Annotated in this window: 22 protein-coding genes; 4 read left to right on the top strand and 18 right to left on the bottom strand. The window is 40.7% G+C overall.

Annotated features, from left to right (window positions below):
• The first annotated feature begins 7 nt into the window (after positions 1-7).
• Positions 8-1837 (top strand): adenine deaminase, encoded by a 1830-nt coding sequence (locus AR333_RS22210; protein ID WP_068777565.1) that lies wholly within the window; start codon positions 8-10, stop codon positions 1835-1837.
• A gap of 93 nt (positions 1838-1930) precedes the next feature.
• Here AR333_RS22210 and AR333_RS22205 read toward each other — a convergent pair whose 3' ends face one another.
• The gene (locus AR333_RS22205; protein WP_068777564.1) at positions 1931-2542 is read right to left on the bottom strand and encodes a TetR/AcrR family transcriptional regulator; all 612 of its coding nucleotides are present in this window, start codon (positions 2540-2542) and stop codon (positions 1931-1933) included.
• Between the two features lie 233 nt (positions 2543-2775).
• On the opposite strand from AR333_RS22205, the gene AR333_RS22200 reads away from it, so the two are divergent.
• Positions 2776-3525: an SDR family NAD(P)-dependent oxidoreductase gene (locus AR333_RS22200; RefSeq protein WP_068777563.1), complete on the top strand. Its 750-nt coding sequence runs from the start codon at positions 2776-2778 to the stop codon at positions 3523-3525.
• A 300-nt stretch (positions 3526-3825) separates the two neighbouring features.
• On the opposite strand, the gene AR333_RS25675 is transcribed toward AR333_RS22200, so the two are convergent.
• The 15 genes from AR333_RS25675 to AR333_RS22130 form a co-directional block, all read right to left on the bottom strand.
• Positions 3826-3954, bottom strand: a complete 129-nt coding sequence (locus AR333_RS25675) for a hypothetical protein (RefSeq protein WP_301336135.1) — start codon at positions 3952-3954, stop codon at positions 3826-3828.
• Positions 3955-4016: 62 nt separating this feature from the next.
• Complete coding sequence (locus AR333_RS22195; protein WP_068777562.1) at positions 4017-5423, bottom strand: undecaprenyl-phosphate glucose phosphotransferase; 1407 nt, start codon at positions 5421-5423, stop codon at positions 4017-4019.
• Between the two features lie 76 nt (positions 5424-5499).
• Positions 5500-6396 carry a glycosyltransferase family 2 protein gene (locus tag AR333_RS22190; RefSeq protein ID WP_068777561.1) on the bottom strand — a complete coding sequence of 299 codons (897 nt, stop codon included), beginning with the start codon at positions 6394-6396 and terminating at the stop codon, positions 5500-5502.
• A gap of 102 nt (positions 6397-6498) precedes the next feature.
• Positions 6499-7431: a glycosyltransferase family 2 protein gene (locus AR333_RS22185; protein WP_068777560.1), complete on the bottom strand. Its 933-nt coding sequence runs from the start codon at positions 7429-7431 to the stop codon at positions 6499-6501.
• On the bottom strand, positions 7415-8272 hold the full coding sequence (rfbD, locus tag AR333_RS22180; protein ID WP_068777559.1) for a dTDP-4-dehydrorhamnose reductase: 858 nt from the start codon (positions 8270-8272) through the stop codon (positions 7415-7417). The genes AR333_RS22185 and rfbD overlap by 17 nt, the downstream gene beginning before the upstream one ends.
• A gap of 1 nt (position 8273) precedes the next feature.
• Positions 8274-9290 carry a dTDP-glucose 4,6-dehydratase gene (rfbB, locus tag AR333_RS22175; protein ID WP_068777558.1) on the bottom strand — a complete coding sequence of 339 codons (1017 nt, stop codon included), beginning with the start codon at positions 9288-9290 and terminating at the stop codon, positions 8274-8276.
• Complete coding sequence (gene rfbC / locus AR333_RS22170) at positions 9287-9853, bottom strand: dTDP-4-dehydrorhamnose 3,5-epimerase (RefSeq protein ID WP_068777557.1); 567 nt, start codon at positions 9851-9853, stop codon at positions 9287-9289. The genes rfbB and rfbC overlap by 4 nt, the downstream gene beginning before the upstream one ends.
• A gap of 18 nt (positions 9854-9871) precedes the next feature.
• Positions 9872-10615, bottom strand: coding sequence for a sugar phosphate nucleotidyltransferase (locus AR333_RS22165; RefSeq protein WP_068777556.1), 744 nt, complete (start codon positions 10613-10615; stop codon positions 9872-9874).
• Between the two features lie 42 nt (positions 10616-10657).
• Positions 10658-12520 (bottom strand): DUF6020 family protein, encoded by a 1863-nt coding sequence (locus tag AR333_RS22160; protein ID WP_068777555.1) that lies wholly within the window; start codon positions 12518-12520, stop codon positions 10658-10660.
• Between the two features lie 20 nt (positions 12521-12540).
• Positions 12541-13758 carry a glycosyltransferase family 4 protein gene (locus AR333_RS22155; protein WP_216638993.1) on the bottom strand — a complete coding sequence of 406 codons (1218 nt, stop codon included), beginning with the start codon at positions 13756-13758 and terminating at the stop codon, positions 12541-12543.
• Positions 13755-16007, bottom strand: coding sequence for an HAD-IA family hydrolase (locus AR333_RS22150; protein ID WP_068777554.1), 2253 nt, complete (start codon positions 16005-16007; stop codon positions 13755-13757). Before AR333_RS22150 ends, AR333_RS22155 begins: the two co-directional genes overlap by 4 nt.
• A gap of 10 nt (positions 16008-16017) precedes the next feature.
• Complete coding sequence (locus tag AR333_RS24405; RefSeq protein WP_084783970.1) at positions 16018-17184, bottom strand: class I SAM-dependent methyltransferase; 1167 nt, start codon at positions 17182-17184, stop codon at positions 16018-16020.
• Positions 17181-18458, bottom strand: coding sequence for an ABC transporter ATP-binding protein (locus tag AR333_RS22140; RefSeq protein WP_068777553.1), 1278 nt, complete (start codon positions 18456-18458; stop codon positions 17181-17183). Before AR333_RS22140 ends, AR333_RS24405 begins: the two co-directional genes overlap by 4 nt.
• A gap of 22 nt (positions 18459-18480) precedes the next feature.
• Entirely contained in the window at positions 18481-19254 is a 774-nt protein-coding gene (locus tag AR333_RS22135) for an ABC transporter permease (protein ID WP_253735949.1), read from the bottom strand.
• Positions 19255-19271: 17 nt separating this feature from the next.
• On the bottom strand, positions 19272-20204 hold the full coding sequence (locus tag AR333_RS22130) for an NAD-dependent epimerase/dehydratase family protein (RefSeq protein WP_068777552.1): 933 nt from the start codon (positions 20202-20204) through the stop codon (positions 19272-19274).
• Positions 20205-20366: 162 nt separating this feature from the next.
• On the opposite strand from AR333_RS22130, the gene AR333_RS22125 reads away from it, so the two are divergent.
• Together AR333_RS22125 and AR333_RS22120 are read left to right on the top strand one after the other, a co-directional pair.
• Complete coding sequence (locus AR333_RS22125) at positions 20367-22826, top strand: O-antigen ligase family protein (RefSeq protein ID WP_068777551.1); 2460 nt, start codon at positions 20367-20369, stop codon at positions 22824-22826.
• A gap of 249 nt (positions 22827-23075) precedes the next feature.
• Positions 23076-24686, top strand: coding sequence for an S-layer homology domain-containing protein (locus AR333_RS22120; protein ID WP_084783977.1), 1611 nt, complete (start codon positions 23076-23078; stop codon positions 24684-24686).
• Between the two features lie 80 nt (positions 24687-24766).
• On the opposite strand, the gene AR333_RS22115 is transcribed toward AR333_RS22120, so the two are convergent.
• Together AR333_RS22115 and AR333_RS22105 are read right to left on the bottom strand one after the other, a co-directional pair.
• Positions 24767-25162, bottom strand: coding sequence for a hypothetical protein (locus AR333_RS22115; protein ID WP_068777549.1), 396 nt, complete (start codon positions 25160-25162; stop codon positions 24767-24769).
• Between the two features lie 713 nt (positions 25163-25875).
• Entirely contained in the window at positions 25876-26067 is a 192-nt protein-coding gene (locus AR333_RS22105; protein ID WP_253735948.1) for a hypothetical protein, read from the bottom strand.
• Positions 26068-26245: the final 178 nt, after the last annotated feature.

The following is a 26245-nucleotide window of genomic DNA, read 5'->3' as shown; positions in this document are numbered from 1 at the left end:
CAGAAAAATGGAGACATCTCACCGCTTTTCCCGGCCTCACCTTGCAGATTGTGTTCCGGATTTGATTGCGACTGCGAGAGGCGATAAGAAAGCTACGCTCGTTATTCAAAATGCTCGACTCGTCAATGTTACTTCAGGAGAAATTCTCCCGGGTATGTCGATCGGGGTACAAGGATCTCGCATCGCCTTTGTCGGTAAAGACGCCAGTCATATGATCGGCACGGGTACCCGGGTCATAGATGCAGCCGGCAAATATGCTGCACCCGGCCTGCTCGACGGGCACTGTCATATTGAGAGCAGTCAGATTACACCGACTCAATTCGCCAGAGCTGTTCTAGTCAAAGGAACGACAGGCGGGTTCTTTGATGCCCACGAAATTACAAATGTGCTCGGATTGCCCGGTCTTCGGCTTATGCTGGACGAAGCACGAACAACGCCCCTGGCGGCTTACATGCAGGTCGCTTCCTGCGTACCTTCCACGGGTCCTGAGTTGGAAACAAGCGGAGCCATGATTGGACCGGACGAAGTAGCGGAAGCGTTCACTTGGGGGCCGGATATGATCGCGCTGGGCGAAGTCATGAATTTCCCCGGAGTCGTGTTCAGCGATGAGAAAATGGTAGGAGAAATTCAAGCCGCTTTGCGTGCGGGCCGGGTAGCGGATGGCCATTATACATGGCCGGTCGACGATTGGAGATTGTCTGCTTATGCAGCCAGCGGAATTACCGGATGTCATGAGAGCGTTAATGCGCAGGATGTCATTGAACGCGTCCGTCTGGGCATGTATGCCAAAATGAGACGCGGTTCCGCTTGGCATGATGTGGCCGAATCGATCAAAGCCCATACGGAGCACGGTATCGATACCCGCCGTATGATGCTGGTTACCGATGACCGCAGTCCCGAATCTCTGGTAGACGAAGGCCATATGGATTTCGTGGTTCGTCATGCCATTGCACAAGGCGTACGCCCGGTAACGGCATTCCAGATGGCGACGATAAATACGGCAGAACGCTTCGGTGTAGCACGTGATGTGGGAAGTATTACACCAGGCTCCTTCGCGGATATTATTCTGCTTGAGGGAAGCCTCGTGGATGTCCATGTAGGGATGACCATTGCGGCAGGACAAGTTGTTGCGGAGCAGGGCCGCATGACGGTGGAACTGCCGGCGTTTGATTACCCCGAGACGGCTATACGCTCGGTTCACCTGGCCCGCGACTTGCAGGCAGATGACTTCGTCATCCAGGCACCCGTGCAATCCGGTGAGCTGACGGCGAGAGCCATGCAAGTGCGTGAGAACCACGTAGATACCAAAGAAGAACTGGTTACGGTTCGCATCGACAAGGGCCGTATCGAGCTTGATCTCACGAAGGATCTCTGTAAAATGGCGGTCATTGAGCGCCATACCGGAACCGGCAATCAGGCGCTCGGTCTTGTGTCGAATGTCGGCTTCAATAAGCCCGTGGCTATTGCCTCGACTGTTGCCCACGATTGCCACAACCTGATGATCATCGGTAATTCCGATGAACTGATGGCCAAAGCGGGCAATGCAGCAGCAGACATGCAGGGCGGTATTGCCGTAGTCACGGAAGATGAAATCGTCAAGCTTCCTCTTCCTGTCGCCGGACTGATGTCCAGCGCCCCGTTCGAAGAGGTTGCCGAGCAGTCTCGCGCAGTAAGTGAAGCACTTGTGAAGGCTGGCTGCACGATGAACTATGCTTTCATGACCCTGTCGTTACTCGCGCTCATCGTTATTCCTGAGCTCCGCCTGTCTGACAAAGGATTGATCAAAATTACAGAACAGGGCTTCGTAGAAGTCCCTCTGTTTGCGGAAGAAAAGTAAGAGCGGACGCTTTTCTTAGAACGTTTAAAAGACGGCTTCTTATTCGGGAGCCGTCTTTTTTTGTGCGGGTACTGGAGTCTTTTAAAATTGGTTTCACGAGTAAAAAGGATTTTCCGCATACGGGCCTTTAATCGCGAGAAGCATCGTTTTGGCAGCCATATATTTAGGTGAAAACTGCCTGTCATTCTTCAGCCACCATCCTATAACTCCCAAAAAAGCTGCGCTAGTGTAGCTGACAAGCATCTCCCTGGGCACATTCAGCTGGTCATCCCGGGGGGCAACCGTATCTATTCCAGCGTTTACGAAACGGGAAATCACTTCCGTTAGACGACCGGTAAAATCGGGCAGGTTGGGCTCATTTAGAATGACCTCGTAAAAGTCCGCATGAAGTCCGATTTGCTCAAAGAGCCTCAGAAAAGCAGGATGGGGTTCTTCTGTCTGGTAATTAAAGCCGGAAGGGTTCACTTCACTTAAGTGCAGACTTTGGGTAAGCTCGTTGAATACTTCGTTCACGCTCTGCTGCATGAGATCTTGCTTATCCCGGTAATGGAGGTAAAAGGTCGCCCGATTCAAATCCGCACGCGCGGCGATTTTCTGCACCGTTAGACTGTTATAGCCCTCTTCTTTAATTAATTCAATTAAGGCATCCCGGAACATTTGCCGTGAGCGCACAATCCGGGGATCGGTTTTAGATTTGGCTTTCATCGACATTCCCCCTCTCCTGTGTCTATCATAGGGCGCTTTAACAACATTGGAACTGGTTCTGATGATTAATCGACAAATTCTATTTTTTTGTTGGTTGTCCAATTTGAATTCCTCTTTTAGTATTATAATTGACACAATGTCAATTAAACAACTCACTGTTGGATAGTTGTATTGCAAATATTCGGCGTATTTGTATACGCTTCCAAAGTGTGACTTAGAAAGGGTGTATATAGATGGGACGCTTAGAGGATAAAGTCGTTATTATAACAGGAGCCGCAATGGGACAGGGTGCCGCGGAAGCGAAGCTTTTTGCCAAGGAAGGCGCAAAGGTCGTTGCTACGGATCTTCAGGAAGCACAGCTTGATCAAGTCGTGCAGGAAATCACCCGCCAGGGCGGTCAAGCGATCGCCGTTAAGCACAATGTAGCGTCTGAAGAAGACTGGAAGAATGTCGCCGCGCAAGCTGTTAAACATTTTGGAAAAATTGATGTGCTCGTGAATAACGCCGGAGTGAGTACAGACACAACCCTTGATACGTTCACCATCGAAGAGTGGAATAAGGTGCTGAGCATCAATCTGACAGGCTGTATCGTCGGGATGAAATACGTCGTCCCCGAGATGAAAAAAGCCGGCGGCGGTTCTGTTATTCATATCTCTTCTATCGCAGGTATTGTAGCTCTTAATTATACGAATGCGTATACTGCTGCCAAGGGAGCTTTACGTTCACTCGCCAAAGCTTCCGCTATTGAGCTCGCACCGCACAAGATCCGCGTGAATTCCGTACATCCCGGAATTATTGTAACGCCAATGATCCAGGAAGCTTTGGACAATGGTGCCGGTCAAATGTTCGAAATGGGCACACCGCTGCCTCGTCTGGGCCAACCCGAAGATATCGCTTACGGCGTCTTGTACTTGGCTTCGGATGAAGCTTCGTTCGTTACCGGAACCGAGCTCATCATCGACGGCGGATGGACAGCAAGATAAGGTTGTGATTCGTTAAAAGCGCTGGACCGTGAATGACCAATCCTGGATCTGGATCTTTCGCGTTCGGCGCTTTTTTATTACCGTCATCGCCGCATCGCAATGCGAGGCGGCGATGGCTATTGCGAGAGCATACCAAAAAAGACAGCCTGCGCATCGCGCTGGGCTGCCTTTTTTGAGTAGATATCATTTCTCTGCTTACGCATCGCGTGCAAATTCCAGCAGGTGCCGCTGCAAGGAATGACAGCGGTCGGTCGACCTCTGTGCGGGAAAGACGCTGACATGCCTTATAAGCGTTTATTTTTAGTTGATGAGATACACGAATCCCCCAATGATTACGGCCCACATGACCGCCCCCATCAGCATCCCGATCAATAGCCCTCGTCCCATAGGCATCTGTCCGTCCGGGTAAGCGTCTTCATGATCGATCATAATAAAAACCTCCCCTTTACCAGGATATGATCCTAGTATCGGGAAGATGACGGCCTATTATACTAGTAGGCGTTTTTATTGAGGAACCCGTTGATGATCGTTTTCCAGATGATTTTAATATCAAAGATAAAAGACCAGTTCTCGATATAAAAAATGTCGTGCTGTATCCTCTCCGAAATCGACGTATCCCCGCGCAGCCCGTTACTCTGAGCCCACCCCGTAATTCCCGGCCGGATGTGGTGTTTGACCATATACTTCGGAATTTCTTCCTTGAATTGTTCCACGAAATACGGGCGCTCCGGACGAGGCCCCACCACACTCATATGTCCGAATAGAACATTAAAAAACTGGGGGAGCTCGTCGAGACTCGTTTTACGAAGGAAAGTTCCCAACTTCGTTTTGCGGGGGTCGTTAGCAGTCGTCCATCCCGTGTCGGATGTTGCGGAGGTTTCCTGACGCATCGAACGGAATTTATACATGTAAAAGCTCCGCCGGTTCAGTCCTACCCGCTCCTGCTTGAATATAACCGGTCCTGGAGAAGACAATTTGACCGCGGCCGCAATCACAATCATAACCGGAAGCGTAATAAGAATCGCCGTCAGCGAGAAAAGCAGATCAAAAGTACGCTTAATGATCCGGTTCCCCACCATATCAAGCGGAATGTCCCTTACATTAATAAGCGGCATGCCCGCAAAATTATCGAAGAAAGGCCGTGCCGGCAGGTAATCGAAAAAGTCCGGGATAATCAACGTCCTTACACCGGCTTTCTCACACGCTGCAATAATACGCGGAAATTTATGATGTACATCTAGCGGCAGTGCGATAATAACCTCGTCGATCAGCTTGTTCTGCAAAGTCTCTTCCAGATCGTCAAGTGTACCGATCACCGGCTTGAAGCGTCTGGTATGCAGAGGATTGCTGTCCGTATTGTCATCTAAAAACCCCACAATGTCATAACCCAGCTCCGGATGCTGAGTCAGATTATCATGAAAACGACGGCCTAGAGATCCGGCTCCCAAAATGAGCACAAACTGTTTGTTGTAGCCCTTCTCACGGAGGCGCTTGAGGCTTTCTTTGAGCATGTAGCGATAGATTGTGATGAGAATAATATCCAGTGTAATATAAATCGCCAGAAATTCACGCGAGATATGAACTTCCTTGAAGAAGAACAGCAAGCTGAGCTGGATGAACAAAGAAATGAAGTGCGTCTGCACGATCTTCAGCAGGGAATCCGCAAAGCGCTTCTTACGGTTCGGACCATATAGGCCGATAAAGAAGCCTACTGCAATTGCCACCGCTCCATATACGGCGCTCCATATGGCATAAACCGAAATCGGAATCGGCTGATTGGCATCCAGCCACCCGCTCTCGAATTTCACCCACCAGGCAAGCAAAAAAGCCGTTTGGATAACGGCAAAATCAAAAATCGCGTAAATTTGTGTTAGAAATTTTTGATTTCTGCGAAGCATGAATGTTCACCTCATAAATCTTTCATCACATAATGGGGGCTGGCTGCAGGAAATCCCGCGAAGGTTATCGTCATCCTCACGCCCCTAAATCCGTTTTCTTATTAGGCTTTATCACAGGAATTGCCTTATTCTTCAAAAGTGCCAGGGAAAACTTCACTCCAACCCCCGCATATACAATCGCATTCGTTAGGAAAGAGTGCTTCTGCTTGTAATGTTTGCGATGAAATAATATCATGGCCCGATGAAACTCATAAATGATCTTATAAGGTTTGCGCCGGCTGCTGGCTCCCTTGTAATGAATAATTTGAGTACGCGGATAATAATAGATCTGCCAGCCTGCTTGTTTGATCCGGTAGCACCAATCCACGTCTTCCCCGTACATAAAGAAGTCCTCATCCAGCATTCCTACCTGCTCGATCACTTCCCGTCTAACCAGCATAAATGCGCCGACCAGGCAGTCTATCGGGTATTCATCATCCGGGTTCAAGTGCGATAATTGATATTGGTTAAATCGTGGATTCTTAGGAAACCACTTGCTGATACCGAATGCATAATAAAAAGACGCAGAAGGCGTCGGGAATCCACGCTTGCAAGCTTTATCGAGTGTTCCGTCAGGCAGCACAATTTTGCAGCCCGATGCTCCAACCTGAGGATGGTTCCGCATAAAATCGATCATAATCTGAAACGTATCTCTTTTTATTATAGTATCTGAGTTCAACAATAGAATATATTGGCCAGCAGCAATTCTTATGCCTTGATTGTTAGCACGTGAAAAACCTACATTCTCTCTGTTTACGATCAGCCTCATTTGAGGGAATTCCTCTTGAATACGAGCAACAGAATCGTCCGAGGAATCATTATCTATTAAGATCACTTCGTAGGTATAAGAAGTTGCAGATTGGTGTACGGATTGTAAACAATCTATCGTAAGCTGGGGAGTATTAAAATTTACTATAATGATACTCAGATCCATGTAATTCACATCCGATTTACTAGATATTTCTATTATAGCATGTCACTTTCTGCAAGCGATAATATTTACAAACAAATAGACCGAAGCTAGGGCTTGGTCTATTTATTTCCAATTAATTAGTAAGCCCAGGTTGCGAATGAAACCAATTTTATAGAATCCATTCTTAACAATGACTAGACGTCTCTTTACATACGAAGCGTGTTCTAAAGCAATGTATTGATCCAAGGATAAACGGTTTTGCCCGGATAATGTATGAATGAATTTTGCCCTAAACGCACTGGCCTGCTTAATATTCTTTTCAATAGAGACCGGTTCAAAAATCTTATTGAGAATATAACGACTGTTAAAACGTTTCGCTCCTACGCTATTCTGCTGATGTTGACGGTAAAGTATCGTGGGTTCATGTACATAACCTATTTTGCCAAATGCACTCGCAACCAGCCCTATCCACCAATCATGCATAATGGCATCCGGATGTACAGGTAAACATAATTCTGCCAGCTGTCGATTCAGCATCACCGTACAGCCCGTTATTACATTCTGCATAAGAAGCCGCGGGAAAGAATCTCTAGATGGCCTCAGGTTCTGATATGCCCAAAAAGAAGGATGGATCTCTTCTCCTTGTATCCCAATCACTCTCAGGTCGGAATGAATGAGAATGGGCAGAGATGCCCCACCTGCTTCTTCCTGTTTCATTTTCCGGAGAGTCCGTTCAATTTTATCCGGCAGCCAAATGTCGTCTTGATCGGCAAACATAAAATACTTTGCTGTGGTATCGAGAAGACCAAGTCTCAGTAATTCCCCAAAACTCATTTTAGGGCCCAAGTTGTTACGGGTATCCGACACCAAGATGATCTGATCGTATTGCTGGTATGCTTCCAATATGGAGACAGTCGCATCTGTTGATCCATCATCTCTTATAATAACAGTGAGATTAGAGTAAGATTGATTCAATATGGAATCCAATTGGGCTTCCAGAAACTTTTCTCCGTTGTAAGTAGATAAAAGAACAACAACGCTATCTGTTTGCTCCATCGGCATACTCCTTCAGGAAATCCACAAGACCTTCTTGCCACGGCCTGAGGCCTTTAAACCCATTGGTTCTAATCCCCATACTATCCATAGCGGAGAATGCCGGTCTTTGTGCTGGACGAGGAAACTGATCCGTCGAACAAGGATTAATTAAAACTTCTACGCCAGCTTCCTTAAAAATCATTTGAGCGAACTCGTACCATGTACAGGTGCCAGAATTTGATGCATGATAGATGCCGTACTTTTCCGTTTGTATCAGCTCCAACAGGAAGCAGGCTAGGTCAAGTGTATACGTTGGCGAGCCCACTTGATCATGCACAATGTTTAGAGAAGATTGTTCTCTCCCCAGCTTTAGCATCGTTTTAACAAAATTGTTTCCACTCTTGCCATAGACCCATGAAGTTCGCACAATAAAGAAACGGCTGCAAAGTGATTGAGTGAGCAGTTCACCCGCCAGCTTGGATTTACCATATACCGTCTGCGGGTTAGTGCGATCATATTCATTGTACGGCACTGTGCCTCTGCCATCGAACACATAATCCGTACTAATATAGCAGAGCTTAGCGCCTAGTTTTTCCGCTTCTACCGCAAGATTTCTAGTGCCAACCGCATTAACCAGAAAAGCTTGATCTGCTTCACTTTCTGCCTTATCTACGGCGGTGTAAGCACCGGAGTGAATGATTACATCGGGTGCTACTCTCCTTAGAACTAGGCCGCATTGTTCTTGATCGGTGAAGTCAAGTTCCCTGCGCCCGTACCCGAATACATCATGCCCGGCAGCTTTCAACACTTGGCAAATATCGGTACCCAATTGTCCATTGGCACCCGTTACTAACACTTTCATCTTATTCACCCGCTGCTGAGCCATATTGTTTCGTATAGTAATCCTTATACTCACCCGTCCGGATATTTTCCCACCAGCTTTTATTTTGCAAGTACCATTCGATTGTTTCCTTAATCCCAGATTCAAAATGATACTGCGGTTTCCAGCCGAGTTCGGAGGTTATTTTGGCTGCATCAATACCGTACCTGCGATCATGACCCGGACGATCCTTAACAAAAGTAATCAATTCTTCTGATTTGTCCAGATTCTCAAGAATCGTTTTTATAATCGCAAGATTTGTTCGTTCATTATTGCCGCCAATGTTATATACCTCGCCATTTTTACCCTGATGAATCACAAGATCAATCGCCGAGCAGTGATCCTCCACATAGAGCCAATCCCTAATATTTTGTCCATCTCCATACACAGGCAGTGATTTATCTTCAAGAGCATTTGCAACGATAAGAGGGATCAGCTTTTCAGGAAACTGGTAAGGTCCATAGTTGTTCGAACAGCGCGTAATGTTGACAGGCAAGCCGAATGTTTCGTGATAGGCACGTACAAGTAAGTCTGCGCCGGCTTTACTGGCAGAATAAGGACTGTTAGGTGCTAGTGGAGTATCTTCTGTAAATAATCCGGTTTCACCTAACGAGCCGTATACTTCATCCGTCGACACTTGGACAAACTTTTTTACTTGATTAGCTTTTGCGGCGTCCAGAAGTACCTGCGTTCCCATGACATTCGTGCGGACAAAAACGTCAGGTTCCAAAATACTGCGGTCCACATGCGATTCAGCCGCAAAATTAACTACAACATCTATTCCCAGATCGAATGCTTTGGCAACTGCAGTTCCGTCAGCAATATCAGCCTTAATGAATTGATATTGAGGATTACCCTCAGCCTCTTTTAAATTTTCTAAATTACCTGCATAAGTTAAGGCATCCAGATTAACAATCTGGTACTCAGGATATTTTTTAAGCATATATAGGATAAAATTACTCCCGATAAAGCCTGCCCCTCCTGTAACCAACAGCTTCATAGATGTGCCTCTCCTTCGCCAAAATTAATCTCTGCGTCCTTCAATAACGGATGCTTTTTGTCTTTATCAGACAATATAGGAGTAGAGGTTGGCCAATCAATTGCAAGAGAAGGATCATTCCAGAGTATTCCTCTATCCTGTTCAGGTGAATAATATTCATCCACTTTATACAATACTTCCGTATCTGGGGCCAAAGTACAAAAACCATGAGCAAAACCTTGCGGAACCAAGAGTTGTCGCTTATTAGCCGCACTAAGAATAAAACCCTGCCACTGTCCGAAAGTAGAGGAGGTTGTTCGAATATCTACTATAACATCATAAATGGCTCCTGCGAGAACTCGTACGAGCTTGGTCTGAGCTTTGGGATTAAGCTGATAATGAAGCCCGCGGAGAACACCTGTTTCGGAGGATAGTGAGTGATTGTCTTGAATGAACTGGTGCTGAATACCAAGCTCATTAAATCTTTCAGCATTGTAGCTCTCCATGAAAAAACCACGGCTGTCACCATGGACCGTGGGTTCGATTAATAGAGCCTGAGAGAACTTTGTAGAAATAATGTTCATCATTAAATCCCCTTTCAATTAGGGCTTTAGTGTGCCGAATTCCTCCCCATACACTGTATCTTTTGCTAACTCACTTGCACGGGCTAACGACGAATGGGTGCCTGCATCAGTCCACCAGCCTTGAAGAATATCAAAAGTCAGTTCGCCTTGTTCAATATATGCATTATTAACATCCGTAATCTCAAGCTCACCACGCGCGGAAGGTTTTAGCGTTTTGATTATATCAAACACTTGCTTATCATACATGTATATTCCCGTTACGGCGAAACTGCTTTTGGGGTTTATGGGCTTTTCCTCGATGGAGATGATTTTATTACCACTAAGTTCTGGAACGCCATATCTTTGAGGATCATGTACCTCCTGGATTAATATTTTAGCTCCTGATTGTTGACTGGAAAAGCTATGTACGTAGCCTGAAATGTCGTCTTCAAACACATTATCCCCGAGAATAATAATCATTTTTTCATTGCCGACAAATTGTTCTGCCATACCTAACGCTTGAGCGATCCCGCCAGCTTCATCTTGGACTTTATACGTAAAGGCCAAATCGAAGTCCCGACCACTGCCAAGCAAGTTGACAACATCCCCCATATGTTCCTTTCCAGTCACGATCAAGATGTCTTTAATGCCTGCCTGCTTTAATTTAAAAAGAGAATGATACAACATGGGATATTTACCTACGGGAAGGAGATGCTTATTAGTCACTTTAGTAAGTGGATAAAGCCGAGATCCAGTGCCACCTGCAAGGATAATGCCTCTCATTTTGTACACCCCATCATAAATAACATTGATCTTTGTACAGAGTTATTTACCAGTTCTTTTATAAAAACATAGTGTGATTATTATAGGTAATATTAATGTTGCAGAATAAATATATCGAAGTTGTTGAGCCGGTATTGCTAGAAAAATACTACTAAGGTTTAACATTAAAGGCAGGTATACTATTGAAATTTTCCATCCATATTTCTTAAACAAAACATAAAAACCAAATAAAGAAAATAACAAAAGTAAAGCTGGCCGCCAGATTATCCATGAAAGATTATGATCCATAGTAAGATTGAAATATTTAAGTAATGTTTCCTTTACACTTGGTATTTTAGATTGAGAATGCAAATTATAAGTAGCACCAGGTATACTATTTACTATCGTTGTTTCTGTGTAAAGATTTTTACTATTAATAGGTTCTCTCATTTCCCAAATTATAGATGTCATATGCATCCAATCTCTTAATACTATACCAGGATTTTTTAAAGTTAATCCAAGCCAAACCTTCAAAAAATCACCACTTATATCTTTTTCGTCAAAGACCCTCATATTAAAATTGGAATTATATATTAGAGTGTCGACAGTGTATTTGTGGAAATTATCTTTCCACAACTCAGAAGGCATCAATTCATCGATTATTTGTTTTTCTTTAGTACTTAGCACAATATCTTGGTTTAATAGGGCACCAATATGATGTATAGGTATAGAATAACTTAATACTTTTGGAGTAGGAGCAATGTTCAGCTGGTTGTAAATACCATTTTTAAAAATAAAAAAAGATATGATTACTACAAACAAAATTTTTAGAGATGTCTTCCAAAATGACCTATAGTAAATTAACAAACAAAACATTATACCAAATGCAGGAATAAAGCCATTATGTCTTAACAAAGTAAGTAATATTAGAACGACTATTAATAATGCTTGATTCTTCTTAGATACTAACCAATTTCCACTCGTTAAAAAAACCTTCATCAGGAGTAAGGTTAACCAAAGCAGACAAATACTATAAGGTACATCCTTCCATAAATTATTCAGTAACATCCCATTAACCGGTAATATGGATATAACTAAACAGAGTACTACTAGGGTAATCCTGCTCAAGTTAAATTTTCTTTCTAACAACACCATTGTTTTTCCGAAAATGATAACCATAAAAATAATTTGTGATAGTGAAATAATAGCTGGTGAATCCCAAAACTGAGTTAATAACCAGTTTATTAAGGTATGAAAAGCCGGATGAGCATCATTCAATTCCAGAGTGTGAATCTGTCTCCATTGATCTAAAGAATCTCCACTCATTAAACCAGGGAAGAACGCCAACCAATATATCAACCAAATTGATAAAGGTAGAATGTAATATATTATACTAGAATTAATTTTCCTCGATACATTGTTCGAAGTAATTATATATATCACTAAGTAAACGAAGCCAGATATCATAACGATAAATAACACATATTTAAAAATATCTAAAAAACTAAACTTTGTATTATACTCGATCTGTTCTATTTTCTCATCTTGGGAGTAAAGATCATAGTTTGAAATCTCCCCATTAACAATAATTTCTGCTTTTCCAGAATAGGGATGACTAACGAGAGATATAAAAACTGTTTTTCCTTTTCCTTTCCAAATTAATTTGCTAGGTTGTTCCTTTACTGAAACAGGAACACCATTTACTATTTCCCAGCCACTAGGTAAATTCATTTCACTATAAGGAATCTCGCGTCCATCAACTATTAATTGTTTGATCCAAACTTCTGTACCCTTTGAATTTATATTCTTTTCACCGGTCGCTCCAATTTCTATGACCGTTTTACTAGATGGTTCAAATGGGAGCATAATACAAAAAAACAATGAAAAAATGAATGAAATAACAAAAATTTTTAACGGTCTATTCATTATATTATTTTCTCCATAACTTAACGACGTCTAATCAAAAGATTAAATTTTATTTTTCTGAGTATTTCAAACACTGTCGGATGATGCGTTTTAACATATTTCTTTAATTTAAGCTTGAATTCACTCCCTGTTCTATTGTAATCTGCGATTCTATAATCCTCAGCTATTACATACCAATCAAATAAAAACGATGATTGATTCTGCAGCTCACTTCTTGAGACGGATGATTCATTCTTAATGATATCAACAACCGCCTCTTTAAATTCAGCTGCTGATTCTTCCCAACTTGGCCAGGCATGTGCCGTTTGCATAGCATTATCTTTTAGAGTTTGAAGAAGCGCATTATCTTCAACAAGGTTATTAATATATTTCAAAACCTGATCATCATCATCCCTGTCAGCAACAAGACCATTTACCCCGTTTACGATATATTCATCGTGGCCTGTTACATTATAGGTAATAGACGTCCCACCGCAATGAAACATTTCTAAGGGAGGACCAAACATGCCCTCCACATAACTTAATTTTACAATAACGTCACATGATCCATATATTTCAGGTGTTTTAAAAATGGGAACTCTTGAAAAGACTTTGTCGACTCCAGGATACCGCTCAACAGGACTAGAAGTAAGCAGCCATACTTCACTTGCTTTAGATTGTTTACATATTTCTATTGTCTTAGATACATTTTTAAAAGGAACATCAATTGGTCCTTCTACTAAAACTCTCACTTTCCCCGGTGTTCTCTCAGCTATTCTTTCCCCCGTATTTTTATAAATATCTTTTCTTATTCCATTTAATACGAGCCTTGCTTTCTGATTATGGTTTTCAAGCAAATAATCTTTAATCCATCTTGCTTCTGTTATAATATGAAGCGGAAGCTTGTAGGTTGATTCAACTAATTTACGAAGCGGTTTTTCCTGTTCCGAATAAAATCTTGATTCGATTGATTGAACAAAATATACGTAACTCAATGCATTCACACGATGCAAATCAAATACTGTCTTCCACCATGTAGCAATACAGACATCAAATAGCATACTGTCGATTTCTTTAAAGGTCTTCCAAATGAGGCTTCTAGCTTCAGGATGCCATTGTAAACGTGCCATATCCACTTTATCTTCTGTTATTATAGTCACTTCTACGCCACTTTTACTAATTCTAATAGCATGTTCAAAAATAACATAAGTGCCCCCACTTATATCAGGTGAACCTAATAGCATTGCCCACTTCATCATTTCAGAACCTCGGAATCTGTAGTTTGTTGTTTGTTTATAATCTCATTTAACTCCTTAATAAGCTTATCCCGTTCGTCAATCATAATAGTCATGCTTTTAATTGCGTCGTCACGATCATCAATCATTAAAGTCATTTTTTTTATAGCTTCATCTTGTTCATTTAATTTATTTTGAAGCAGAAGAATCTCTTTCGATGTACTTACTTTATGATAATCGGTATCAGGCTTATCAATATCTATATTAAAACTCTTACGGTATTTATAGTGTCCATATAATTTAACTAAATAATGCAAACCCGCATTCTCTAAAGTTATTGGTCCCCAAAAACTATTAATAAACAGGCTTCTGGGCTTAGTTAACATTTTGACGGTATTCTTCATAGTATGCACAATTCCTTTTTTAGAAGGGCGAGTAAACTCCGTATATTCTATAACTCCGAAATTTTCAAAATGATATAAACCATTAAAAAAACTAATCTCTTTCCGGGTTGGAAAATAGACTAATCGAGAATGAATTTTTGCAAACTCAATTCTAAGTTCATCTATATTTATACTTTTCTTGCAAAGTAAACTGCAAATTTGTTTAAATGTTTGTTGCATGTTTATTTGCATGGGTGAAACAATTTTTGTAAAAATTTCTTTTTCTTTTATATCCTGTTTCGTTTCGACAGCAATTTCTCCGTCACTCAAAATGTACCGATTAGCACTTCCATGCGAAGCCCCAAGTATGATTTCATATAGAGCCCGATTCTCATTGAACACATCAAAATATGGAGTTCTAATCGGAATAGCGCTGAAAAGCAACCCCTCTTTAATATTGTGTTCATCTGCATTTCCAGATGCAACTAAACCCAAGTAAGCTCCATTTATATCAACTTGAGATTCAAATATACGATATATATTATCTTGTATGGTTCCTTTCCACCCGACATCAACTAAGTACATACCTTCTTTAAAAATGTCCACTTTAAATTGCTTCATATATAATAAGAAATTTGCTTTCTGCTCTTTCCTGCTGTTTTCGTATATCTCTTTAAAAAATTCATCTTCTTTTAATTTGTAATAAGTATCGCTTGTAGGAAAATCTGATTCTTTGTTACGAGGAGCGACTCTAATTCTATTACTGACCTCAGTAACAACAGAGTCTTCAAATCCCAAACTGGAAAGAAAATCGTATAAACTTATATTCCGATATTGTCTAAACAATATTCCAAAGTCTTCCTCATCTAAAGATTTCAAAGATGGTAGGAAGGTAGCTCTTCTTGAAACCTTCAGATAATGAGGTGTAATGTACTGAATCCCCTTATAGCCTTCCATTTCTTGATAAATATTAAATAGATTTAGTAAATATTCGCCTTCACGAGAAAGAAAAAATACATTCCTCACTTTATTTTTAAGTAGATGTCTGTGTAATAGAGCGACATACAGAAACAATGAAAATATAATCTCTTCAAAAGGATATAGCTTAGAGGTGTTTTTGGCTAACTTATTTAACTCCTCTCTTATTTTCTGTATTGAATTTTTTTTGGAGAACGAAGTATAGAAATCCCGCTGAGTATTACGGTCCAAAAGGTAAGCATTTATGTCCTTCTTCTTAGCCATTTCGAAATCCGAAATCTCATTATCTCCGACCATCACAACAGTTTTAGGATTTATAGATTGTTCTTCTAAAATTTTATCAAAGAGACGGCCACTTCTTTTAGTTATTAAATATTCTGACGATACGTATATTAAGTCAAAATAATCTAGTATTTTGTGGTGATTAAATAAATCTTTCATCATATCCTGTGTTAGATAAAAATCAGAAACACATACTATTTTCACATTAAACTTATTTTTAATATGATCAGCAACCTCAATCCATTTTGGATCAACGAATTGTACAGCCTTTTCAACTTCCAACTCTATCTGTATACACTCTTCAAAAAATTTCTCGTATGAATAATGAACATCAATAATTTTTATATCAATCAAATACCTATACAAAGTATGAATAAATTTGCTGTAATTAAATTCAAGATCAAACCCGTCCGCCTCATTCTGTTTGCATAAGGAGGACTCCATTTCGAATCTAATGCGATAAAGTTCTTCATAACTTATTACGTCACCCAATTGAATTGCCAATCTTTTAGACCATATCTTCTTGGTATATTCCGGATCAACCTCTCTTAATAGAATCGTATCAAACACATCGAAAAAAACATAGGCTACATTTGTTTGCTTATCAATAAATTCTACTAACTGGTCCATCGTAATCTCCTTATTTATACGGTCTTTTTAAATTCACAATAATTTTTTTAGACTTATAAGATTCTATGATCCTTTCATTTTCTTCACACTTTAAAGTTAATTCGTTAAATTGATCTTTTAGATCATTTACCTCTTCTTGGATATTCCTCAACTCATTATCTTTAATTCCAATCATATTCTCCATGTTTTTTATAAGCTCATCACGTTCTATAATCATGCTCTCTGCACTCGCTAAAGCTTCGTCACGATCTTTTATCATATTTTCTGCTTTAGATAAAGCTTCATCACGTTCTTTTATCATATATTCGGAGTTAACCAGAGCCATGTCACGTTCTTTTATCATTATTTCTGCTGCTTCAAACGCATCCGTTTTACTCTTTATTAGATTACGGGCATCTTTTAAACTCTGATCGCGCTCAATGATCATTTCTTCATTGCTCTTAATGGCTATATCCCGTTGTAAAACCATATTTGACAGGTCTTCTGTTTTAATTTGTTCAAACTCATATAATGCCTTATATTGATATAAAGATATCTTATCTTCAATATTTATCTCCATCATCTTCTTGAGAAGATGATCTCCTTTAGGAAATAGCAAACCTAGTCCCCAGCTATGTCTGAATTCTAGGTAAGAAAACTGCTCTTTTAACTCTTTCCAATAGCGATTTGAACCATATCCAGCCGGACTAAAAACATCATGAAACAAAATAACTCCATTTTCTTTTAATTTAGGCAACCAAGTCAAAAAATCATGCGATACAGCTTCATAAGTATGAAGGCCATCTATATGAATCATGTCAATTGAATTATCTTCGAAAAGATCCAGTGCCTCATCGAATGTTTTTCTTATAAGGTTTACACGGATATCTGAGAAACAATCATTCACAATATCTTTAACAGTATTAAAAACCTCTTCTCCATATAAACCCGCTTGTTCGTCACCTCTCCATGTATCAATTGCATAGAGATCTGTATCCAATTTAAAATCTTTTACCGACTGGCAGAATGCAAAAAAAGAGCATCCATAGTGGGTACCAAGTTCTACAATGTTATTAGGTTTGAAAAACTTCAGAAAGTCATATGCGAATATTCTATGTCCTTCCCACGGGGCTATTCTCAACTTTTCATTTTTATAATCAGCTTCAAACACCGGCTCGCTTATCTTCCATTTATTCATTCAATTTCCTCCAGTGTTATACTTTCTATTTTATTATTAAAAAGTCCATGCACCGAATTGAAAGTAATATTCTTTAGTTGTATGATATTGTGGGCCCAACATTGTATGATATGGTTCATTTCATGATACCCTTCACCCAGCCCTAGAGTAATGAAATAATCATTTTCTTGGATTTCTGGCCAAACAATAGTTAACTTTACTAGGTAGCCTTTTCCCGGCTCCGTTGCACGAGTGATAATTTGAGAACTGTGAGTATTCTCACCAAATACTGCATTCCCATATTTATCATTAACCAAATATCCGATTATCAGTTCCTCAGTTGCTTTCTTACTTTCTATCATCATGCTAATTTCAAGTTTAGAACCCTTTGATATAAACCCTTTATACTCCGAGTCATCTACTGTAAAACTTACACCCGTAATAACTAGCTCCTGGGCACCGCCTAAAGAGTCCGGGCTCACTTTTTCAAAATTATTCAACAATAGTGAATCGCTAGTTCTGACATGCTCATTCAAAGCGATTGGATTATTGACTCTAAAAGATTCCGTATGGATACTTTTGGTATAAAACTCAATTCCCTTTAGAGGATCTCCCTCATAAACAACTACTCCGTTTTTAATTACAATAACACGATTTGCCATGTTTGCTATGGAGCTTAGATCGTGTGTCACTAAAAGTTTGGTCACACCTTGCATTTCTTCTTTCATGAATCTATTACATTTCTGTTGAAAAAAAACATCACCCACAGAAAGAGCTTCATCAACTATTAATATCTCTGGCTTAAAACTAATCATAACAGAGAAAGCCAGCCTAGCGAACATGCCACTAGAGTATGTTTTTATTGGTTGATCTATAAAAGATCCAATATCGGCAAAGTCCACAATTTGTTGTAACTTCCCATCCATTTCATTCCGAGTATATCCTCGCATTAAACCATTTAAATATATATTCTCTATGCCTGAATATTCAGGATTAAAACCAGTCCCGAGTTCTAATAATGCAGATATTTCCCCATTTATTTCCTTGGTGCCAGCTGTTTCTGTTAAAACCCCTGATATGATTTTTAGTAATGTTGATTTGCCGGAACCATTTTTCCCAATGATCCCGAGTGTTTCACCTTTCTTAACGTCTAAAGATATATTATTAACTGCATAAAATTCTTTATGCAGTTTTTTTGAATGAAATGGTAATATTTCTTTAATTCTATCAACTGGCTTATTATAGAGTTTGTATTTCTTGCTAATTCCTTTTAATCTAATTGAGTACTCGTCCATAATTACCGCCTTAATATGGTTTTTATAATACGTCTGCAAATTGTGGCTTCAGCTTTTTAAACAAATAGATACCCAATACTAATATGATTGATGAGATTAACCAAAAATATGCGGTCTGATTGTAACGGTGCCAGAACCATACGTGATTTATAAAAGTATCTCGGTAACCTTCTACAATATAATAAACTGGATTTAATTTAAAAATTTTTGTGTATTTATCAGATAATATCTCAGTTGACCAGACAATTGGAATTAACCAGAATCCGATTTGAATGATAATACCTACTACTTGTCCGATATCTTTAACAAAAACAATTAATGACGAAGTAATAAGACTGATTCCCAATAAGAGATATGAAGCACAAATCAAATAATAAAATGATTGTATGTAAGTAACATTCGGGAAATAACCGTACATAATTAAAATTATGTTAAAAATTATCAAGAAGAATAAATGATTATAAAATGAAGATATAATTTTTACTATTGGTAGAATCCCTATTCTAAATGCAACCTTTTTTACCAAGTAGCTATACTCAATGAAACTGTGAGTTGAACTTGAGAGAGACTCTGCAAAAAAGAACCAGATAATCATTCCACAAGCAAGCCAAACGATAAATGGAGTACCGTCGGGACGGACGCCTGAGCGAAAACCCACCTCAAATACAAACCAATATACTAAAATAGTAATAAGAGGATTAGCAATTCCCCATACGATACCTAGAAATGATCCCGTATATCTAGCTTTAAAATCATTAATAGAAAGATTAAACATTAATTTAAGTAAATTTTGCACAATGTAACTCCTTAGGTTTATATATGGTTGCAATTTTTCAAAATTCGATTTGATTCTATCATTTCAGCAAGTCCCGTCTGAAGTGAATATTTTGGTGCCCACCCGTTTAAAATTGCCTTTGCATATCGATTATTTAAACAGCTATCCGATATGTCTCCTAATCTGGGTTTACCATATCGAGCAACTTTCGTAATATCCAGTGCTCTGTTAATGACTTCAAATAACTCATTGACACTAGTTTGTTTGTTTGACGATATGTTAGCTATTGAATTGTCACCGTTATTTAAAGCCATTAAATTTGCAAATGCGACATCTTTTACATATATAAAATCTCTGGTCTGACTACCAGATCCATAGATAACGGGAATCTCATCATTACATAGCTTGTCAAAAAATATGGATACAACCCCTCCCTCCCCTTTAGAGTCCTGTCTTGGGCCGTAAACATTCGAATAACGTAATATTGTATATTTTATTCCGTATAGATCTGCGAATAGTTTAATATAATTCTCCGGCGTATATTTTGAGATCCCATAGAATGAAATAGGGACAGTAGGATGCTCTTCGTCGATACTCAAATAAGCAGGTTTACCATAAACTGCTGCGGATGAAGCATAAATAATTTTTCTCACTTTATACTTGATGCAACTTTCCAATAAATTCACAGTCCCTGTTATATTTATGTTTGCATCTTTAGCCGGTTCTAAAATTGACGTCTGCACACTAATTTGGGCAGCATGATGTACGACAACTTCCGGTTCAATCTCTTCGAACAATTCACTTAAATCATCATTTATATCTGCACAATAGAAATTCGCCTTTTTATTCACGAATTCTAATTTACCGGTAGACAAATTATCTACGATGGATACATTATGTCCATTCTCTATTAACAGTTCAACAATACTTGATCCAATAAATCCAGCTCCGCCGGTTACAAGAACATTCATTCCTGCCCCTCCACACATGTAATAGTTTAAGCAATATGATATTCAACCTTAAACATAATAGCATATAAAGTACAAGCGCATGCTCTCTGACCCAAACTCAAATTGGAATATTTTCTCCACTATGATAAAATATTGTCGAGATTTAAGAGAGGGAGACTATGCATGTACGCGTATAAAAAACCAAAGTTAGACGAAAGAGAACAGGCCGAAAGAAGCTCGATTATTTTCTGGCTGTTAATCGGGTTTGCTAGCCTGTTTTTGTTTTGGGCCCCATTCCAAAAGGCCTTATTTAACGGTAATTCGCTAGACTTCGAGAGACCGATTTATTCAGCCGTCGTCTGGGCCTCCATATTCTTGCTGATGATCGCTGTGTATTTCTTTTATTTCTGGAAGCTTAGAGACCGCAAGGATTTACTAAGTATTCTTATTTTCCTTTTGCCGCTCTGCTATTTGATATCCTTAGTTCCGGCTGCATCGGCCTATACGGGCCAGAATCTTCTGTTAATTCAAATTGTTCAAGTTACTCTTTTCTTGATCGGGGCCTATCTGACCACTTCTGTGATCGGCAACCGGATCATTCAGACTGTCTTACTGACAAGCGGATATGTAATTGTGCTGTTTGGACTGCTGAACTGGCTAGGCAACGGTCAGCTTGCAGGCACGCTTGTTAGCTGGTTCGCACCTATAGATGCTGTCAGGGGAATCTATCAAGACGCAGTGATGACAGACTCCAACGGACTCCGTTTAGCATCGGTCTTTCAGTATGCGAACACGTACGCCGGCTTCTTGATCGCCCTATGGGGCTGCGGACTGTTCCTGGTGTCGAAAAACCGCAAATGGCCGCAGGTCTTGATCCACAGCTGGATGCTGGTGCCGGTGCTTGTATCCTTTATGTTAACTTTGTCACGCGGTGCACTAATTTTCCTTCCAGCGGTGTTCTTTCTTATTCTAATCTTTCAAAAGCCATCAAGGCAAATATTGTTATTGATTCATCTGATTTTGTCGACTCTTGCGTCATTTGCCGTGCTGAGCAAAGTGACAGCAATCGGAATCGATGTAAATAAACAATTTTCGGCCTCTTTGTCCGCACAGGGATGGTTGCTGCTGCTGGGTGCAGGGCTTGTCTATGCCATTCTGGCGCTTCTGGTACAACGCTTTGCTGCTCCTGCACTGGAAAGCAAACTAGAGACATTCTCTGCACGCAAGCGGGCTAGAATGACTATTCCAGGCGGTTCGATTCTACTCGGAATTCTGGGGTTCATTATCTTAATGGCAACACCACTTAAAAACATTTTGCCTGAAAATGTACGCACCCGAATCGAAACGATTAATTTCTCCCAACACAGCGTTTTAGAACGGTTCACTTTTTACAAAGATGCTATGAAGCTGTTCGCAGATTATCCGCTGTTCGGTGCCGGAGGCGGAGCATGGTCAGCGCTGTATGAACAGTATCAGAACAATCCTTACACAAGCCGCCAAGCCCACAATTTCTTCTTGCAATACCTGGTTGAAGTCGGCGCCGTCGGTTTCCTCGTTTTAGCCGGATTATTAATAGCGATCTTTACTTTTTATATCCGCACCTATATCCGTAGTTCTGAGAATGAGCGGGATAGTCACTTCCTGTACTTTATTTTTGCATCGGCTATTCTGGCGCACAGTATGATTGACTTTGATATCAGTTATGTCTACATGGGTGCTCTCTTATTCATCTGTCTGGGCGGTATGCTCTCCAAAGTGAAAACGAAAGAGTTCTCTAAACAGGTCAGTGCCGTGCGGTATGCTTTCCCTGCTGCGATGATTGTACTTTCAATTGTATTCCTCTTTGTGTCCGTACGTTATTTAACAGCCAACAGCTCGTACGCCAAAGCATTAGAGGTGGCCAAAACATCCCAAAACTATACGGATATCGTGACCCCTTTAAACAATGCACTTGAATTAAGGCCCAATCATCCCGAATACATCTTGGTCAAAACGGATATGCTGGCACAGCTATATGAACTAGATAAGAATGAAGATTTTTACACCGAACAAAAGGCTCTAATTGAGCAAGCACGCGAAAAGGAACCTAATAACAAATTTCTCCTGGATCGTCAGATTCGTCTGCTTCAAGCCAAGGGACAGCGGGATGAGGCTGCTCAACTGATTGGCATAGCATTACAGAAATATCCTTGGGACATATCTTTCTATGAAAGAATGATCCAATACGAGGTCTCAACGGGCTTCCAGGGATACCAGGCCAAGGATAAAGCCAGAGCGGAAAAATCCTGGAATAAAGCGGCTAAGGTATATCAGGAAGTGCTGGATAGAAAAGTACAACTGTCTAAACTTCCTGAAGGACAGCTGCAAGGACGTGATTTTGACGTTACGGCTGCTATGAGATTAAGTATAGGTCAAATGCTTTTTGCCCAAGGCAAATATGCTGAGACAGAAGCAGAGCTGAAGCCTTTTGTATCTTCCGAGTTAAAAGATAGCAGCGAACAAACCGGAATGCGTTACTATTTGGCTGCACTTAAACTGCAGAATAAAACTGATCAGGCCGCATTAGATAAAGCAAAAGGGCAATCCCCAACTGTACAGCAAGAAGTGGATCAGATCATTGCCAGCTCCCCCCCGCTAAAATAATACAAGATTAAATTAAATAACAATTACCAAAGACCTTGTCCTTTTCATGGATGAGGTCTTTATTTTGATAAAAAAGCTTATTTTATAAGCTAAATGTTTCAATATGTCGATATATGGATAATTACGATTGTTAAATACTTACAACATGAGCTTTATAATCTGTCGCCAAAGGAGGTGAATCGACAAAAGATGAAACATAAGATCAAGATTAAAAAAACAATATCTAAGAATGAATGGAGCGCTGCCCCGATGAATCGATGGTTTACCAAAACTGCACAGATGCTGTGCTTGATGCTAATGCTTTCTGCTCTTATGCCGATTCTTGCTTTAGCCAAAACAAGCTACTCAAATGTAACATTCAACAATGATACCGTATCAGGTTCCGTATACCTTGATAGTAAGGTAGGAAATGAAACCGACCTGCATGTATATGGACCAAGTGGTAATTTGGTGAAAGTTATTAAAGCTACATACGCCAATTACTACGATGAAACGACAAAGCAATATAAATATGATTTTTCAACCGTTGTTAGTTCCACTTATTCCTACGTCAGACTGCACTCTGTAGTAGATTCCGTTTATAAGGAAGCGTACAACTCCAACTACAGTGACGATGATAACAATACCACCCCCGGCCCTACTACTCCAGGCGGCGGTAACGAAGGTGGAGCAACAACACCGGATGATGAGAATACAGCTCCGAGCATCCTCAAAGCAGGAGCGGATGGCTCTCTTGACGCTCAAGCGCTTCAAGAAGCTCTCAGCAAAGGCGATACACTCGAAATCGTACTTAATGGGGATATGGTCAACATCCCGGCTTGGATCCTGAAAGACAACAGCACCAACAAACAAGTTAAAGTCAGAAACGGCAGTGCTGTCTACTATGTACCTTTAGCATCTCTAAGCTACGATTCCCTTGCCAGCTCTTTGGGTGTAGCTACAAGTGAACTGTATATTCGCGTCAGCATTAAGTTCGTATCCGAAGCACAGCGCAGCAGCATGCAAACAGCAGCAGCAGCTATGGGCGGTAAAATTGTAGGTACTCCGGCCGACTTTAATCTGGCAGCAGCGACTGCAGCAGATAAATTTGCAGCAATCGATACAGGCAGCGTGTACGTACCTCGCAGCCTGGAGTTTAACTCCGTACTGAGCCAAGCTAAAACAACTGCATTCCTGTATAACGAAACCACTAAGAGCATGATGTTCGTGCCTGCTTTCTACACGTTTAGCGATGGCAAAACAGATGTCATGATCAAGCGTCAAGGCCACAGTGTGTACGGTGTACTCGAACTGAATAAAACTTTCTCAGACATCAAAGGCCACTGGGGCGAGTCTTACATTACGATGCTTGCTAATAAGCTCGTAGTGGATGGCGTTACCAACACGACATTCCAGCCAGACCGCAGCATCACTCGTGCCGAGTTCGCAGCAATGCTGGTCCGCTCACTTGGCGTACAGCCTAACAGTGCCGCTTCTAACTTCAAAGACGTAGCATCGAACCAATGGTATGCAGACGTGGTTGCGACTGCAGCCAAGCTGAAGCTGGTTGACGGATATGAAGACGGTACATTCCGTCCGAATAACCAGATTACCCGCGAAGAACTGGCCGCTATGGTGGTGCGTGCATTGAACTATGCAGGCGTAAACACGAATGTGGATTCCGCAAAGAGCCAACAGCTTCTTGCCAAGTTCAGTGATTCGAACAGCATCATCTGGGCAGAGAAAGAGATCGCAGCAGCTCTTGATCTGAAAATCATCGACGGTATGACACCGACTATGATTAAACCTCTTGAGCAGGCGACTCGTGCACAAAGTGCCGCTATGCTGAAACGCTTCCTGGAAGCAGCTAAATTCATTTAACCGCTAGACAAGAAAAACGACAGTCCGCTTCAAAGCGGCTGTCGTTTTTTATGTGTTTTTCTCACCTATAATACTGGAATTTACGGTACTATGGGACCATTGTAATTATAGAGCCATACCGTTGCTTGTCCATCCCCTGTGCCATATAAATCTGCTTTGTACTGGCAGCCGCTTTTCAAATAAAAGTTAGCTGTGACTACTCCGCCATTCGTGACCGAGTTGGTATTGAGTAGACCTTTACTAACCCAGCTCTTGGAACATTTCTCGGAGAGGGAGGTTATGCCATAAGCATCCCCGCTTACTTTCAGTGTCAATCTCCCATTCTTCCCTTGACCGTCAATGATCGCTGTAGAACTGAAATTATTACCGGTTACACCTGTGGAAACGACTTGATCACCAGCCGCCAGGGCCGATGATACTGCAAAAGTGAGAGAAAGAAGACTTGCTAGAGTCACGGACATGATTTTCTTTTTCATAATACACCTCCTGTTTTTGGTAATTTGAGTATAGCAGAAATAATTACCAGCAGGTATAATATTTTGTAAATAAATGGATCGTTATTCTTCCCTCTTAATCTCTGATAAGTGGACCACGACCGCTCAGAAAGAAAGATCTTGTGGTTTTCGTAATCTATGAGATTTTTAACTCAGGTAACAGAAAAAAACGGACCCCCGGAGGAGTCCGCTTTTACTGGTATTACAGGGCTGTTCAGCCCTTCTTACATCATGCCGCCCATAAAATCTAGGGGTGTTACATCGTTGCAAACTTGTGCTGTTTGTGCGATTTTGCTGAATTGTTCTGCAACATCATGCACACTAAAACACCGTTGTTAACGAATTTGCGTTAACAATACGTTAACACGTTAACAAATTTATTTGTTCGCTCTACCATCTTGAAATCCGTGATGATATGCGAAGTAACAATAGTCGATGCCTTTCTGTATGTATAACTCCTCTATTTCCGTTAGCACCTCAACTCTTACCCCAGGAATAATTCTGAGTTCATTCAATAGCAACGAAAGCTTTATATGTAAAACATGTTCGTTCTGTTCACACCGTGTTAAAACTACTTCTATCCTTTTTTGATGTTTCAAACCTATCTGATCGCAATCCATCGAAACCTCTCCTTCGTGGTGTATTGGGACTAAATCTGCTTATGTGTTTGAGTAGTTACTCCCATTCATACAATTTCAAGATGCCGGTTTAACAGAAAGGATCTGCTTCATTTTAAAAATACGTGCTGCATTCTTATCCAGGCAGAATGCCTTGATAAACTCGCCTTCGATTCCTTTTACCTTAATGGTGCGCTGCGAGATTTTTTCGAAGCGATCAACATAAATGATTTCAATCTTTCTGCCAATGTATCGCTTTAAGTTAATCACGGAAACCTCTCCCCATTTAGAACATTTGTTCTTTTCAAGAGAGTCTGAAATAATGTCTCAAACTATTTACTTTGCAAATCCTTGACCAGAAACTGCTTGTGGTATCTGCGGAAATAGTACGAACACGGTTTACCGATGGCTTAAGCAAGGCGAACAAGAAAGCGAAGGTATTCATAGT

The sequence above is a fragment of the Paenibacillus sp. FJAT-26967 genome (genome assembly GCF_001541095.1).
Lineage (GTDB): Bacteria > Bacillota > Bacilli > Paenibacillales > NBRC-103111 > Paenibacillus_F.
Note: the sequence above shows the minus strand (reverse complement) of the source record. Positions and strands in the feature narration are given on the sequence as shown.